Below are 15,103 nucleotides of genomic sequence, written 5' to 3'. Positions count from 1 at the left end.
GAAGGACAAGTTAAAAAGTGGTCAGTTGAAGAAGCCGGCAACCGCCGACATTTCTGGCTAACCGCTAACAGGGGTGGGTCAGATTTACTTTGGCAGCCTGGGTCACTATTCGATTGGCATTGACAATATTCTTATTGTCGATGGGGCTTCTACTTCTGCAAGTTATGCTCCTTTATTCCGAGCTTATGGCATTCCTTGCATCCATCTGTTTAGCGATCCTGTTATAGCCAGTCACTTTGGAGCAATGATCAATCAGCAAGATTACGTGGCATGTTTGACCCAACAGGGCGACATAACGCAAACCCTTGAGCGTCTATCCAAATGGCAAATCTCAGCTGTATTACATGGTTTGGACTCAGCGTTAGCAGTGGCAGGAGCCATCGCCAACGCGTTGAATCTGACATATGTCAATGAGCCGGAGTTAAATCTAGCTAGGCGGCACAAGTTTGAAATGATAGAAACCGTCAGAAAAGCAGGATTACGAGCCCCAGAACAGATATTATCAGATAACATACAAGTCATCTTAAATTGGGTCGGGAACAGAAATCAGTATCCTGTTATTATAAAGCCTGTTGAAAGCGCAGGAGTAAAAGGTGTCTTTAAATGTAGCTCTATTAAGGAAGTACACCGGTACTTTAATAAGGTAATGAACTCGTCTTCATACTATGAAGATCCAAATACAACTGTTTTAATTCAAAGCTTCTTAGCTGGGAAGGAATATATTCTTGATAGCGTATCGTTAAATGGAAAACACTACTTAACCAGTATTTGGCTTGTCAAACGTGACAATGGGTCATCGCCGTTTCTTGATAATATGGAAACAGTTGATCACACCTTGCCGAAATACACTGTAATTCGGGAGTATGCAACAGCTGTTTTAAATGCTCTTGGCGTCCGTAATGGCCCCTCACATCTTGAGGTTATTCTGACTGAAAATGGCCCAGCACTAGTCGAGCTTAACTGTCGCTTACATGGGAGTCTTGACCTCCGTCTGACCACTTATGCATGTGGCCGTAATCATGTCCAGGATGTGGTCACCTCCCTCTTATCCCCTGATTACTTTATGACCTCATGCTCTCATCCCCTTTCATTTTATGGTCAGGCGATGCATGTATTACTTCGTTCTCCTTTGGCCGGCCGTAAATTGCGCAAAGATTATTGGTCGAGATTAGAAACGTTATCTTCTTTTGTCAGTTATAAATCCAATTTACCTACTGAAGGAATAACTCCCAAGACTAAAGATCTGAAGACAGCGATAGGTACTCTATCTCTTTTTAATCGGGACAGTAAACAACTAGCAACCGATCTCCTTTTAGTACGCCATGAAGAAAATACAGGGGCCATGTATAAACAAGACTAAAAAACAGCCAAATTAGGGAGGTAGTTAAGATAAAAAGGCATGCACTGCCTCTCTTTTTAATTATTCAACTAACACCATTCTAATCGCCCCAAAAAAGAGCAGAAAATTTATGCAATCTCAACCAGCGCATATCAGGTGGCTTACCAAGAGCCTCACACCCAGCCCCTCAAACCCGCCTCCAGATCACACCCTCAACATTTAACATGAAAAGTACAATTTTTTACCTGAATGTTACATTCCATTAAAATACCCTTCCCCCATACTCATCCCACGCCCACCCCTACCGAGGGAACCAACTGATGAAAACTAGCAACCCGATGCTGGAAAAATTACTGCCCATTCTGCCACTTATCGCTGCCAACGCCGCACAGGCGGAAAGCGAACGAAAAGTACCGGATGAGAATATCCGTTTGTTAAAAAGCATAGGTATGCACCGGGTATTCCAACCGAAAAAATTCGGTGGCCTGGAAATCTCCCTGCCAGAATTCACCGACTGTGTCGCCGCGCTGGCCGGAGCCTGTGGCGGAACGGCCTGGGCTTTCAGCCTGCTATGCACCCACAGCCATCAGATAGCGATGTTTTCCCCCAAACTACAACAAGAGATCTGGGGAGATAATCCAGACGCCACCGCCAGCAGCAGTATTGCCCCGTTTGGCCGCATTGAGGAAGCCGAAGGCGGTGTTTATCTGAGCGGTGAAATGGGCTGGAGCAGCGGTTGTGACCACGCCGAATGGGCGATTGTCGGCTTTCGCCGCAAAAACGCCGACGGTGAGCTGCTCTACAGCTTTGGCGTGATCCCACGCAGCGATTACGAAATCCGTGATGACTGGTTTGCAGTTGGCATGCGCGGCAGCGGTTCCAAAACGCTGGTCATAAAAAATGCCTTCGTACCGAACCACCGCATTGAAGCCGCTCAAGATATGATGCATGGGCGCTCTGCAGGTTTCGGCCTCTACCCGGACAGTAATATCTTCTACTCGCCCTATCGCCCCTATTTCGCCTGCGGTTTTGCCGCCATCAGCCTTGGCGTTGCGGAGCGTATGCTGGTCGCCTTTAAAGAAAAAACCCAAAACCGCGTGCGAGCCTATACCGGAGCCAGCGTGGGGACGGCCACCCCGGCGCTGATGCGTCTGGCGGAGTCCACCCATCAGGTTGCTGCCGCCCGCGCCTTTTTGGAAAAAACCTGGCAAGAACATGCCGAACACGGCCGTAAGCACCAATATCCCTCTCATCAGACATTGACGTTCTGGCGTACCAACCAGGCCTACGCGGTCAAAATGTGCATCGAATCGGTTGATCGCTTGTTCAGCGCCGCAGGGGCAACCAGTTGGATGGAAAGCAATGAGATCCAGCGCCTGTTCCGCGACTCGCACATGACCGGGGCACACGCCTATACCGATTACGATGTCTGCGCACAGATATTAGGCCGCGAGTTGATGGGGTTAGAACCCGATCCGACAATGGTGTAACGAGCAGGAGTTCCTATTTAATGACACATCACACAGAACCAGCCCTGGATCCCCGCGCATTTCGCCGTGCGCTGGGTAATTTCGCCACCGGCGTGACGGTAGTGACAGCAGCAACCGCAGATGGCACCCGCGTGGGAGTCACGGCCAACAGTTTTAACTCGGTATCACTGGATCCGCCTTTGGTCTTGTGGAGCATTGATAAACGCTCCGGCAGCTACGCGATCTTTGAGCAAGCCAGCCACTTCGCCATTAACGTGCTGGCCGCCGATCAGATGGATATATCCAATCGTTTCGCCCGCCCCAGCGAGGATAAATTTGCCGGGATTGAGGTGGAGGTCGGCGCGGGTGACGTGCCTTTGCTTGCCGACTGTGCCGCACGCTTTCAGTGTGAGAAATATCAGCAGGTTGACGGCGGTGACCACTGGATCCTGATTGGCAAAGTGGTGGCGTTTGACGACCTGGGCCGCGCACCACTGGTATATCACCAGGGATCCTATTCCATGGTGCTGCCTTACCCGCAGGTGGCGGAGCGCGTTGCACAGAATGCAGTAGGCAGCGCCAGGCAGGAACGCTTGAATAACAACGTCTTCTACTTGCTCACCCAGGCGCTGCGCAGCTATCAAAGCAGCTACCAGCCCAAGCAGCTCTCCACCGGGTTGCGGGCCAGCGAGGCCAGAATGCTGCTGGTGTTGGACAGCGACGCCTGCCTTGATAAGGCCTGCCTGCTGGCAGAAATGGCGATGCCAACCAGAGAAATCGAAGAGGCGCAGGAAGCGTTGTACCGTAAAGGCTTGGTGTCCAGCACCGAGAATGGCCATCACTTGACCGAGGCAGGCGAACGCCAGGCCAGCGTGCTGAGAGATATTGCCGCCAAACAGCAAGAACAGGTTCTGTCCGCCTTTTCGGCTGACGAAGTGGGCATTTTGAAGAAGCTGTTGCGCGGTATTATTGCCAATAGTCAGTGATTTAAATCGGTAAACCTCATGCGCATTGTCAGCAACGGCAATGCGCATGAAAACCTCACCACCGCATCCTACCTATTCATGCAGCCGTGAACCTATTCGAGCCACAGATACCCTCTGCCCTACCCAACCTAGCGCCGCACAGACGGCCATCACCAACGTCATGGCAAACGGCGTGTCATCCTGCAACCAGGAAACGGCCAGGCTTGCCAACGCCCCCATACCAAACTGCAACGAGATCGCCAGGGCACTGGCACTCCCAGCCTGTTGGCCACGCTGTTGCAACAATAGCGACAGGCTGTTGGTGCCGATAGCATTCACCAGCGACATAAACAACACCAGCAGAATCACCAGGATGGACAGGCTCTGCTGATGGAACACCAGTAGCAACAACCCAAACACCACCTGGGCACTGCTTTGTATCATCAACAGGCGCGGCAGGCTGTAGACCTTCAGCATCCGCACGTTCAGCAGCAGTACGGCGATCATGCCAATGACGTTGCAGCCAAACAGCAGCCCGTAATACTCAGCGGGCACCTGAAAGTAGCTGATGTAGACAAAGGGAGAACCGCTGATAAAGGCAAACATGCCCGCGAAGGAAAACGCCAGGGTAGCAATAATGCCCATCGCTTCCCTGTCCCGAGCCAACAGGCAATAGTTATGAAACGCTTTCAGGATGCTGCCTGACTGCCCTGGCGGGGTCTTTAACGTCTCCGGCAGTATCAAAAATACCAATAACCCACTGATACAACCCACCACCGCCAACAGCATGAAGATGGCTTGCCAGTCGAAGATAGTCAGCAAAGCACCGCCTAACAACGGGGCCAGTAGCGGTGCAATCATGGTAACCAGGGTCATCAGCGATAACACTCGGGGCAGCTCATCCGAGGCATAAACATCCCTGGCAATGGCGCGCGCCATCACTACAGCGGCCCCGCTACCAAATGCCTGTAACGCCCGCAGTACCACCAGTTGCTCAACCTGCGTGACCTGCGTACAGAGCACGCTGGCAATCACAAACAGCAGCATGCCGCTCAGCAACAGCTTTCGCCTGCCTAGCCGATCGCTAAGTGGCCCGTACAGCAACATGCCGATGCAAAAACCGGCAAAAAATGCCCCCAATGAGTGCTGCATCTGCCCCTGTGTGGCATGCAGTTGTTGCCCCATCGCAGGTAACGCAGGTAGATACATATCAATCGACAGTGGGCCAAAAGCCACCAGCGATCCCAGTAGCGGGATCAACCAACGTGGCGGCCGGTTAGTAAAGGCAGGTGGCATAGCGGCTCCTTTATCATCAATAACGCCTCAGCGGTTGTGGGCGTGAGTCTTGGTGATTATTCGTTAACATATTAACAATCATCTTATAAAATGGACACATTTAAGACAACATTTGTCTCTTTGCTGACGAGAATGGATTTTATTAATACATTAAAGAAAACAGGGCTGGCGTTGAAACGCAGAGGGCTGAGAATGCTGGGAGGATGTATTTTTAGCGGGAACCTAGGGCTCCCGCAGAGGTTACAGTTGCCGCGTTGCCTTAGATCGCATTCAACTTCGCAACAGCATCGCTCGGCAGTTTGAGTTGGGCTGCGGCAAGGTTCTCTTTCAGATGTGCCAAGGAGGATGTCCCTGGGATCAGAAGAATGTTGGGTGAACGCTGCAGCAACCAGGCTAGTGCCACTTGCATAGGCGAGGCTCCCACCTGCTGCGCAACTTCCGACAACGTCGTTGACTGCAACGGCGTGAATCCACCCAGCGGGAAGAACGGCACATAGGCAATGCCCTTGCCAGCCAGTTCGTCGATCAGTGCGTCGTCATCCCGATGTACCAGGTTGTAATTATTCTGTACGCAGACAATCTCACAAATCTTCTGCCCTTGCGCAACCTGAGCCGAGGTGACATTGCTCAGCCCGATATGGCGGACCAGCCCCTGCTGTTGTAGTTCGGATAACACGGAGAGTGGCTCTTCAATCGACCCCTCTGCCGGACCATGTGCATCAAACATGCAGCGCAGATTGACCACATCAAGCACATCCAACCCCAGATTACGCAGGTTGTCATGCACGGCCTGGGTCAACTCCGCCGGAGAAAATGCAGGCAACCATGCGCCTTGCTCATCGCGGCGAGCGCCGATCTTGGTGACAATGACCAGATCGTCGGCATAAGGATGCAGTGCCTGGCGAATAATTTGATTGGTGTAATGTGGGCCATAAAAATCGCTGGTATCGATATGGTTGACCCCGTTGGCAACCACTTCACGCAGAACTGCGATGGCCGTTTCAGGATCCTTCGGTGGGCCAAAAACACCTGGACCGGCGAGCTGCATGGCGCCATAGCCGAGCCGCTTGACGGTACGCGTGCCGAGCGTAAAGGTACCTGACAGATGAGTGCTGGACATATTCAAACTCCTAATAAGATGGCGCAAAGTTCAGACGCTGCTATTACCGACGATAGGCAAACAATATATACCCGTCGCCTGGCAAGCTACAGCGTTCAAACCGATGCACAACTGATTTAGGGTTGAATCATCGAGCCAGTTGATTAAATAACAAACCCATAGTGCGAACCATCTGGCAGCTCGATATCCAGACGCAGCTTGCCCCCTGCGGCCTCGATATAGCGTTTGAGCGAGGAGAGCTTCAGATCGCGGCCTGGTTTTTCCATGCCCGCCACGGTGGGTTGTTTGATGCCAAGTGCCTGCGCCATTTCAACCTGGGTTTTCTGCACCCGCTCACGTAGCTCGGCCAGGTGAATATTGAGCAGCGTATCCGCCGCAATGCGCTCAGCGCTGGCCACTACCTCGGGTTTTTCTTCCGCCAGGATTTGTTCCAGTGTTCTGCCCATTGACCTACTCCTTGTTCTCTGCTGTATTCAGAAATTGGGTAAATTCCCGATCGGCAATCGGGATCATCACCTCATAAAAACGCTTCTCATTACCAGCCTTGTTACCAGCACAAAGCAAAATACCGCGACGGCGTGGATCAAAGGCAAAAAATGCCCGTATCGGTATGCCTCGGCTTTGCACGCGCAGTTCCTTCATGTTGCTGTAGCGCGATCCCTTTACCGTGTCGGCATAAGGTCTGGGCAACTGAGGACCCTTTTCACGTAGTACCATGAGTGACGCCAGCACCGAAGCTCTGTCAGTGTCATCCAACCGGCTGAACCACTCGTCAAACGTATCCGTTGTTTTAATCTTCCACACAGGTGCTCCTTGGCAATATAGGTCAAAAACTATATAGGTGTAAACCTATAAATTGCATTATGTCGGAGCTTGGGGCGAGAGACATCGGCCACAATGATGAAGCTGGGGGCCGATCCCAGCATTTCGATGATGGTGAAACATGAGCGTTGATATTTTGCGTATCTGCTAGCAAAACATGGCGGCAAGATGGGAGGTAAAGAGAGGATAGGTCTTAGGGGGCCCTTGATTACCGGGCCCGGCAATCAAGGGAGCGTTGATTAAGCCCGATGGTGCTGCAAGCGTTCGTTACGATAGAAACTCAAGATACACCAGCCGAGGGCGATCAGGGCCAACGGCGCTCCGACGAAGCCAATGTTTGGCATTCCCAGATGCAGGCTGACCTGGTTGCCCAGCAACGCCCCGCCGCCGATCCCAAAGTTATACAAGCCGGAGAAGATCGCCATCGAGACATCGGTCGCATCCGGTGCCAGACTAAGCACCTTCGCCTGCATCGAAAGACCAATCGCCATGATGGCCATGCCCCAGACCACACACAGTAACGTCAAGGTCGTTTCATTACCGGAGGCGGGCAACAGCAATAACAGGCTGAGGGCCAGCAGACCAATTGCCCCCATGAAGAAACCTGACGGGAAACGTTCGCTGTAGCGGCTGAATAGCAGGCTGCCGACAATGCCCGCAGCACCAAACAGTAACAGCATCAAGGTGGTAAAGTTAGCGGATAACCCGGCCACGGTCTGGATAAAGGGCTCGATGTAGCTGTAGGCAGTAAAGTGCGCCGTCACCACAATGATGGTCAACATATACAGGCTGACCAGCTCCGGGCGTTTGAACAACAGGGGAACGCTGGCCAGTGAACCGGAATGCTCGCTTTTCAGCACCGGCAGCAAGCGCCACAGCATCACCAACGCCAGGGTGGCGCACACGGCAATGCCAATAAACGTCATACGCCAACCGAGTAGCTGCCCCACCACTCGCCCTAACGGTAAACCCAACACCATCGCCAGCGCGGTTCCCCCCGCCAGCATACTCAACGCCTGTGCCTTTTTGCCTGCGGGGGCAACACGAATGGCCAATGACGCGGTGATCGACCAGAACACCGAGTGCGCCAGCGCCACACCGGCACGCGAGATCACCAAGGTGGTAAAGTTCCAGGCCACCGCGGTGAGCACATGGCTGGCAATAAACAGGATAAATACCCCGATCAGCAGCTTACGCCGCTCAATCTTGCTGGTCAGCAACATACAGACCAGCGACATCGTGGCAACGATCCAGGCATAAATCGTGATGATCAGCCCCACCTGCTCGGTTTGCATCCCAAAGCTTTGGGCAATATCACTCAATAACCCGACGGGGATAAATTCGGTGGTATTAAAGATAAATGCCGAAATGGCCAAGACGACCACGCGCATCCAGGCGGTCGAGCGGGAAGTGCTGATTTCATCCATTGTAGGTGTTCCGGAACAGGGGCTGGCAGTGGCGTCATTTTAACTAACCCGCAACCAGAATGCGACATAGATCACGTTTTTGCGCTGCTTTTTTCAACAGCCATTGTTCTGCGGATTATGCCCCTCAGCTCAGACGCGCCGATATAACACCCTAATAGGGCATCTCTGCCAGGCAATATAATCAGAATCAATTAATTGATTTTTATATTTTTTTTACCCAAAACGCCGTTACCATCATCGTTAATCAGGAGATAACTGATGCTGTCTGGCCGCCAGGTGGCGTCGCCACTGATATCCAAGGTTTTTTGGCTGAAAGGCGCTAACATACCGATATCCAGTTCCCGGGAATGCCCTGCGCCAGTTAGCTTGGCGGCGCTAAAGGTAGCGTAATAAGGCGAGGCATTATCGACTGTCAATTTCAGCGTTCCCGGTTGTCGGATCAGGCTGAACTGCTGTTGCTCTATCAGTTTGTCGACAGGCAGTTTCAGATGCTGCGGCCGGTAAAACATTTTAAGTTGCAGACGAACCGCCACTTTAATTGCCGAAACGCCCGGGGGCAAAGTCGCATCGGTGGGCGGGATCTCATAAATATTCAGCCAGTATAGCGATTCGCGATCCTGCGGCTGCTTGATTTGAGTCGCCAGCAAACGCAGGTTTTTCTGCTCGCCAGGCTCTAAGCGGAATATCCCTGGCAAGGGCAATACCGGCACCTCTCCTGCGGTTTCCGGTGTCCCATCGGGTGCTCCATCATCAATCCAGGTTTGAACTACCACCGGGTAGTTGTTACCGTTCGACATCAGCAACGATTGCTCGCGCTCCGCAGCAGAAAAGACTACACGAGAGGACTCGACAATCACCCCAGCTTGCGCCGCTCCACACAGCAGCAGCCAAAGCGTCACAGACCAGCCGATAATTTTTCGCATTATTGTACCTGGATAATGACCTGCGCAGTTGCGCTGACTTTGCCCGCCGTCACCGTTTTACCGGGTAATGCCTTCAGCGTTGCATTTAGGGTTTTGGTGTAGCTGGTCATCCCACTCACCACGGTGCCTGGAACAGCATCATCCAACACCGGATACCAACCCGCTGCGTTACCACCCAGTACGGAGCCACTCAGCGTACTGAGCAGGTTCATCACCGAACCATTAGTTCGCGAGATCTGGATCCCCACACCGGTGGCAATCAAAGGGTCTGTTCCGTAACCGTCCGAAAGCAGATAGCTAACACCCGAACCAGCAGTACCAAATCCAGCAGTAACCGCCGCTGCCGCATTGGCCGGGTTAACCAGGATCCCCATGGCCGTCTGGTTAGCTGCGGTACCACTGGCAATAGCGCTAACGCCAGTGCTGGCAGGCGCTCCGGTCTGGCAATTGAACTGTATAGTAATTGGCATTTGCCGCGTAACGCCCGCCCGCAGCTCCGAAATGGTAATGAGCGGGAAACGCACCGTCGGCGTTACGTTAGTCACCGCACAGGTGGCTGAACGACGAATATAGATGCGGTTATACAAGTTCACCGCACCAGGCCAGGCAGAATACCAGCCGCTGTACTGGGTAGCAGAGTCCGCGCCATCACTCAATGAAGGAGAGAACGAGCCTCCCTTAAACGCAATATAGGTGGCCGGTTGCGACTGGGGATAAATGCCGGTGCCCGTCTGCGGGCCTGACGAACTGCTCAGACGGAATAATTCGACTTTGGTATCGCTGAAATTTTTGGCCTTGACCAGGATCCATCCCTGCGAGTCGGTATCCAGATTGGTCAGCGGACGCGACTTCCAGTAGCGGGAATAATATTCCCCTGTCACCATATTGGTGGCGCGGAGCGCCATACCGTTGGCATAGGTTTGGTATGACTCGGGCAGACCATAGGCAGAACCGACTTCTCTATTACCCGCATAGGTAGCGTCGCCGTTAGTGGCGTAAAACTCGAACAGCTTGCCAGCCTCATCGGCCGTGCAACGAAACAGGATCTGGTCAGCACTGTACGATTGGGCACCAGCGTCCAGAATATTGACCGTACCGCTGGCCACCAGCGTTCCATCGGGCTGGAAGGTGCTGTTATTAAGGTTGACCACCGTCGGCAACGAACCGGTAGAACCTGATGAATCGGTAGCTCCACTCCAACTGGCTCCAATCCCCTTGCCCGGCTCGGTATAATAATTCGAATTGGCGTTGGTGTTGGTGGCGGTTATACGGTAACAGGTCGCCCAGGCTGGCGCAGCCAACGACATGCCGGTGAGCATCAATAATGCGGCTGTAAGCGTGTTACGCATGGTTATTCCTCGCTTTGCGCTGAAAGTCATTTGCATGGCAACGCCAGGCGATAGAGTGACTGCTTCATATCCTGCCCCCGTAAATCATAGTTGAACGTGCATTGTTCTGTGGCACTTTCACCCCACTTCACTCGCAATTTCCCCTGCTTACCTGCGGCACGCGCGTAAATCTGGTTCCCCTGACCAACCAGACCGACGACGACGTTATCGGCGTCATAAACGTTGCTCCCCAATGGCGGGGCATCGCCGGTCGTGGCAGGCAACTTAATCAGCAAGGCATATCCTTCCAGCGTTTTGAAGCTTACCTTCACCGCAGAACCGGCATAAGGTGCAATACGTTGTTGGTTTTCGCTAAGCTCAGCACTCTGATTTTTGATCCCTTTGGCGTCCAGACTGATTTCGTTGTAACGATAGGGCACTAGCGAAGGGACGACGGCATAGCCGTAATCGTTAATTTTCGCCCCCATTCCGTTCATCACTTCCGCACCCGCTACGCCTTTGGCTTCTACCAAAGCGAAGGTGTCGCCAAGATAAGGTCCCAGGGTTACTCCACCGCTATGAATAACTGCCGCTCCGCGAGCACTTGCCCCACCCTGGGTGTAATTTTTGCCCTGCGAGAAGCTGCCGCCAACGGTCACAACCGGTAGCTGCTTAGTCACATTAGTACCCAGGCTTCCCCCTTCCCCGCCGGAATTGAACGCACCGTTGACCGCATAACTCAGCGTTTGATCATCACCGAGCGTACCCGCCATTCCGGCCTGGTAATTGCTATTGCCGTTGCTGCCCGTTTGATGGGTGGCCGCCGCCGTGAGGATCGGTGCTCGTGGGCTACTTCCCCACGGAACAGAGACAGAGAACATGGCGATATTCTGTGTCGTACCGTTGTTTACATCACCTTGCGATACCATGCCCGTTGGGGTACGCCCGGTCTGTTGACGGCCAAGCGACAGGTTGTAGCTCACGCTGTTATAGTTGTGTGAATACGCCAGTTGGTATTGGGTGTCTCGCCCACGTCCACCGCGATAGGTACTGGTGGAACCAGAGAAATAGAGCTGACCATATTCCCCCAGCCCCTGGCTGACGGTGGCAACAAACTGATTACTCTGTTGGTAGGAGTTGGATAGCCAGACGTTGTTTTCATTACGCGCTTCACGTACGCCTAATACATCCCCCAAATCGCGATAGCCTTCGGTTGAATAGCGATAACCGGCCAACGCCAGCGTCGTCGATGTCGGTGTGAAGGTTCGGCTATAGGTCGCACCAACCCGCCAACCATCCACCGTGGTATCCCACATATCAGCGCGCGAATAAGTGGCATTGACCCCAAGCGCACCGAGCTGGCTGGCAAATACTGCCCCGCCCAGCAACGCCTGGTAGCCATCGGAAATACGTACGCCCGAGTTCGCCGTGATGGCGTTGGTCAGGCCGGTCTGATAGGTCAAATCGGAAAATGCGGCATCGCTGTTGCCGATATTACGCACTTGTCCCGCAGAAAAACTCACGCGTGATTGCCCAGGACGCATGGAATCGGATACCGCAGAAAACGGGACGGTAAATGACGAAACGCGGCCATCGGCTTCCTGGACTTCCACCACCAGATCGCCCTGATAGCTGGTCGGGTACAAGTCGTCAATCACAAAGGCACCTGGTGCCACCGTGGTTTGATAAATCTGCACGCCAGACTGACTGACGCTGACTTTGGCCGTCGTCGCCGCCACACCACGGATAGTTGGCGCATAACCTCGTTGTGACTCTGGCAGCATACGGTCATCGGTTTCCAACTGCACACCGCGGAAACCCAGGCTGCTGAACAGTTTGCCAGAGGTAAAGCTGTCACCTAACGTCAATTGGCTGCCGATCGACGGCAGCGGGCGCTGGACATAGTTACGTACCGAGTTCCACTGACTGTTGCTTGGGCTGGCATCGCTGGTGAAGCGGGTAAAGGTTGACTGTTGACGAAACTGCCACAAGCCAAGGTTAAGACCCGAGTTAAGCCCCAGATAGGTTGATTCAGTGGTATTGCCAGAAGCCTGGGTACGATAGTAGTTAGTGTCATAGTTTGCGAAAGCAAGCGTTTCACCAACAGACAAATCCCCCGCCGAGACGGCCCCTCGCGCCATGCGCTGCATCAGCGCTTGCGGCACGTACAGATCGAGGCGCAAGCGCGCAAAGTCGAAACGGCTGGAAGCCCCTGCAACCTGCTGCTCCAGATCCAGGCACTGCTCGGTATCGCTGGTAGGCTCCTTGATACTGTCGGCCAGAATACCGGCGCCCAACAGCGTTTCACGCGTCAGACAGGCAACAACCTGGCCACGCTTGCCCGCCGCAAATTCCAATGATTGGCGCGACAGGAAGACACCGTTGATAAACAAATCGACCTGATAGGTACCTGGTTCAACGGAGTTTGCCTGGTTAAAGCGTGCAATGCTGTTTTGCTCTTTGGCACTGCCCACTAACATGCTGTCATCAAACTCAAACGTGCTGGCGCTTTCGGCAGCAAAAGCCTGCGGGAGTAACAACCACAGAAACAAGACCAGCGGTTTTAATCTATTGACGCGCTGGGCTGCTATTACCTGGCAGATAGCAGGATAGCGTGGAAGAGGCATTATTTTTGCGTCCATGACTTTCTTTAAAACCTCCCTGGTCTGTTTACTGCGGGGAACGAATGTCCTAAAAACGGTATAGCCAATCAGTTCAACGACGCTTGCGCACGGCTGTGGCCGCCGTAATCATTGACCAGGGTAAAGGAGACTTTGCGCGCGCCGGCTGGGGACAAGGCCCCTTTTTCCAGCGTCCAGCTGGCCTGAGATTTGGGCGGCACCATATCAACCTTGAACGGCACTTCTTTATCACCCACCATCACCGCCGCCTTGATAAACGATGCGTAATAACCAGAATCGTTATTGGCGGTGAGCACCCATTGCCCACCCTGCTGCTTGAGTGAGAAGCGGATTTGTTCGGCGACCTTGTCAGGTCCACCCACGATCCCTTTTGGGCGATAGAAGATTTTGACTCTATTGCGCAGCACTACCGTCATCTGGTTTTGTGCCGCACCAGCGATATTCTTCGGCGGAATTTGTACGCTATTGAGATAAAAAACGGATTCGCGATCTTGCGGCAAATCTTTGCCGGTAAACATCAAACGAACCGACTGGCCGGTTTTGGGTTCAACACGGAACAGTGCCGGTACCACCACAAAGGGCCCATCGGCATTATCTGGGGTAGAAGCCGGGTTATTCACGTCCGACCACATCTGAACAACATAAGGAATAGTGTCATTATTGGTCAGTTGTACAGTCTGCGACTGCGCATCCGCAGGATAAATCACCCGGGTATTGAGCATCACTACGCTGGCCATTACCGGTTCAGCCAGCAATAAAAACAGGACAGCTAAAGTGCCAATGAAGGGATTGGACCACTTGTTTTTCACGCTAAACATCCTCACTTGTTGCCATCACAACATTCTCTTCCCTGGCAGGGAAGTCACTTGTAAGATTGGGGAACCAGGTTGAAAGGAGCCGATTGGCTCTATTGACAAATTTATCAACAGGTCAGTGCCGTTGCTTACAGAAAACAAATCTGTCTGAGCTGTAGATAAATAAGCTGGCCAACCTATAGCTTTTGGCCAGCTTGCAATAAGCCCGTCTTACCTATTATTGGTAAGAGACTGAATACTGTACGCTACCCAGAACTGAACCTGGCGTCGCGGTGCCTTCCGAATAATATTCCACAGCAAAATCATAAGTTGCGGAAGTGGCGTTGGCCGCCAATGACAAACCTGTAGCACCGGTTTGACCGGTCAGGTCCAGAGGGACGGTTGGTGCTGCTGGATCGACCAGTTGTAGAGATACCTTACCTGCAGTACCGGTGTTGCCCATGCGACCATCAGCCGTCAAGTTATTGCCAACAAAGACGGTTTTAATTGCGACGGTGCTGGCAGATGCGGTGCAACCAGTCAGGCCAATGGTAAATGGCGTTTGTCCGGCAGTCGCACCGCTGGTTGCCAGCGCTGTGGTTGATACCGTCGGCAACAGGATCAGTGGCGTAGAAGCATTGCCGTTGATGCTGATATCACAAGTTTGATCGGCAACTTCGCCTTGGAATTTGATGGTGTTATCAGCCAGCACTGCGCTAGACAAAACCAGGCTAGATACCAAAATCGCAATATTCTTCATTTTCATACTCTATATATACCTTCCATGTTCGGTTAATGGCGAATGAGTTTGTTCAGCCTTCTCACTCACCAGAAACGAGGTTGTTACTACGGCTTTTCTCTCCATAAGCGATGGGCACTAGAGCCCATGCACCAGAAAAATCCGATCTCATCGATCGTGTTTCAGCCAGCCAATCCCTAGAAAATGCGCAAATACGCTTACTGGTTAGCCTGTGCCTT

The 15,103-nt window shown here is 52.8% G+C and carries 13 protein-coding genes; 3 read left to right on the top strand and 10 right to left on the bottom strand.

The window, feature by feature from the left end; translation table 11 throughout:
• Positions 1-73 precede the first annotated feature (73 nt).
• The 3 genes from ACMV5H_RS22235 (at position 74) to ACMV5H_RS22225 (ending at position 3,794) form a co-directional block, all read left to right on the top strand.
• Entirely contained in the window at positions 74-1,360 is a 1,287-nt protein-coding gene (locus ACMV5H_RS22235) for an ATP-grasp domain-containing protein (RefSeq protein ID WP_414822487.1), read from the top strand.
• 299 nt (positions 1,361-1,659) lie between these two features.
• Positions 1,660-2,829, top strand: coding sequence for a p-hydroxyphenylacetate 3-hydroxylase oxygenase component (locus ACMV5H_RS22230; protein WP_059201170.1), 1,170 nt, complete (start codon positions 1,660-1,662; stop codon positions 2,827-2,829).
• Between the two features lie 20 nt (positions 2,830-2,849).
• A complete protein-coding gene (locus ACMV5H_RS22225) occupies positions 2,850-3,794 on the top strand; it encodes a p-hydroxyphenylacetate 3-hydroxylase reductase component (protein ID WP_059201171.1) in 945 nt (314 codons plus the stop codon).
• A 72-nt stretch (positions 3,795-3,866) separates the two neighbouring features.
• On the opposite strand, the gene ACMV5H_RS22220 is transcribed toward ACMV5H_RS22225, so the two are convergent.
• The 10 genes from ACMV5H_RS22220 to ACMV5H_RS22175 form a co-directional block, all read right to left on the bottom strand.
• Positions 3,867-5,069: a Bcr/CflA family multidrug efflux MFS transporter gene (locus tag ACMV5H_RS22220; protein ID WP_094982866.1), complete on the bottom strand. Its 1,203-nt coding sequence runs from the start codon at positions 5,067-5,069 to the stop codon at positions 3,867-3,869.
• Between the two features lie 259 nt (positions 5,070-5,328).
• Positions 5,329-6,189 (bottom strand): aldo/keto reductase family oxidoreductase, encoded by an 861-nt coding sequence (locus tag ACMV5H_RS22215; protein WP_414822486.1) that lies wholly within the window; start codon positions 6,187-6,189, stop codon positions 5,329-5,331.
• 143 nt (positions 6,190-6,332) lie between these two features.
• Positions 6,333-6,635: a helix-turn-helix domain-containing protein gene (locus tag ACMV5H_RS22210; protein WP_021180280.1), complete on the bottom strand. Its 303-nt coding sequence runs from the start codon at positions 6,633-6,635 to the stop codon at positions 6,333-6,335.
• A gap of 4 nt (positions 6,636-6,639) precedes the next feature.
• Positions 6,640-6,993, bottom strand: a complete 354-nt coding sequence (locus tag ACMV5H_RS22205) for a type II toxin-antitoxin system RelE/ParE family toxin (protein ID WP_021805809.1) — start codon at positions 6,991-6,993, stop codon at positions 6,640-6,642.
• 257 nt (positions 6,994-7,250) lie between these two features.
• The gene (locus ACMV5H_RS22200) at positions 7,251-8,438 is read right to left on the bottom strand and encodes a sugar transporter (RefSeq protein WP_021805810.1); all 1,188 of its coding nucleotides are present in this window, start codon (positions 8,436-8,438) and stop codon (positions 7,251-7,253) included.
• A 191-nt stretch (positions 8,439-8,629) separates the two neighbouring features.
• Positions 8,630-9,361 carry a molecular chaperone gene (locus ACMV5H_RS22195; RefSeq protein ID WP_115158132.1) on the bottom strand — a complete coding sequence of 244 codons (732 nt, stop codon included), beginning with the start codon at positions 9,359-9,361 and terminating at the stop codon, positions 8,630-8,632.
• Positions 9,361-10,710 carry a fimbrial protein gene (locus ACMV5H_RS22190; RefSeq protein ID WP_021180275.1) on the bottom strand — a complete coding sequence of 450 codons (1,350 nt, stop codon included), beginning with the start codon at positions 10,708-10,710 and terminating at the stop codon, positions 9,361-9,363. Before ACMV5H_RS22190 ends, ACMV5H_RS22195 begins: the two co-directional genes overlap by 1 nt.
• Before the next feature lie 26 nt (positions 10,711-10,736).
• Positions 10,737-13,331 carry a fimbria/pilus outer membrane usher protein gene (locus tag ACMV5H_RS22185; protein WP_021180274.1) on the bottom strand — a complete coding sequence of 865 codons (2,595 nt, stop codon included), beginning with the start codon at positions 13,329-13,331 and terminating at the stop codon, positions 10,737-10,739.
• 68 nt (positions 13,332-13,399) lie between these two features.
• Positions 13,400-14,140 carry a molecular chaperone gene (locus tag ACMV5H_RS22180; RefSeq protein WP_258557345.1) on the bottom strand — a complete coding sequence of 247 codons (741 nt, stop codon included), beginning with the start codon at positions 14,138-14,140 and terminating at the stop codon, positions 13,400-13,402.
• Between the two features lie 223 nt (positions 14,141-14,363).
• Positions 14,364-14,891 (bottom strand): fimbrial protein, encoded by a 528-nt coding sequence (locus tag ACMV5H_RS22175; protein WP_115158133.1) that lies wholly within the window; start codon positions 14,889-14,891, stop codon positions 14,364-14,366.
• Positions 14,892-15,103: the final 212 nt, after the last annotated feature.

It is taken from the genome of Serratia sp. N21D137 (genome assembly GCF_047530005.1).
Lineage (GTDB): Bacteria > Pseudomonadota > Gammaproteobacteria > Enterobacterales > Enterobacteriaceae > Chania > Chania fonticola_B.
The sequence above is the reverse complement of the archived record's forward strand: the minus strand, read 5'-3'. Positions and strand labels throughout refer to the sequence as shown.

Bases quoted from the DNA above. Each gene is read 5' to 3' on its own strand.
- ACMV5H_RS22215 (WP_414822486.1), bottom strand. From the start codon at position 6,189: ATGTCCAGCACTCATCTGTCAGGTACCTTTACGCTCGGCACGCGTACC.
- ACMV5H_RS22175 (WP_115158133.1), bottom strand. From the start codon at position 14,891: ATGAAAATGAAGAATATTGCGATTTTGGTATCTAGCCTGGTTTTGTCT.
- ACMV5H_RS22195 (WP_115158132.1), bottom strand. From the start codon at position 9,361: ATGCGAAAAATTATCGGCTGGTCTGTGACGCTTTGGCTGCTGCTGTGT.
- ACMV5H_RS22210 (WP_021180280.1), bottom strand. From the start codon at position 6,635: ATGGGCAGAACACTGGAACAAATCCTGGCGGAAGAAAAACCCGAGGTA.
- ACMV5H_RS22185 (WP_021180274.1), bottom strand. From the start codon at position 13,331: ATGGACGCAAAAATAATGCCTCTTCCACGCTATCCTGCTATCTGCCAG.
- ACMV5H_RS22190 (WP_021180275.1), bottom strand. From the start codon at position 10,710: ATGCGTAACACGCTTACAGCCGCATTATTGATGCTCACCGGCATGTCG.
- ACMV5H_RS22200 (WP_021805810.1), bottom strand. From the start codon at position 8,438: ATGGATGAAATCAGCACTTCCCGCTCGACCGCCTGGATGCGCGTGGTC.
- ACMV5H_RS22230 (WP_059201170.1), top strand. From the start codon at position 1,660: ATGAAAACTAGCAACCCGATGCTGGAAAAATTACTGCCCATTCTGCCA.
- ACMV5H_RS22220 (WP_094982866.1), bottom strand. From the start codon at position 5,069: ATGCCACCTGCCTTTACTAACCGGCCGCCACGTTGGTTGATCCCGCTA.
- ACMV5H_RS22225 (WP_059201171.1), top strand. From the start codon at position 2,850: ATGACACATCACACAGAACCAGCCCTGGATCCCCGCGCATTTCGCCGT.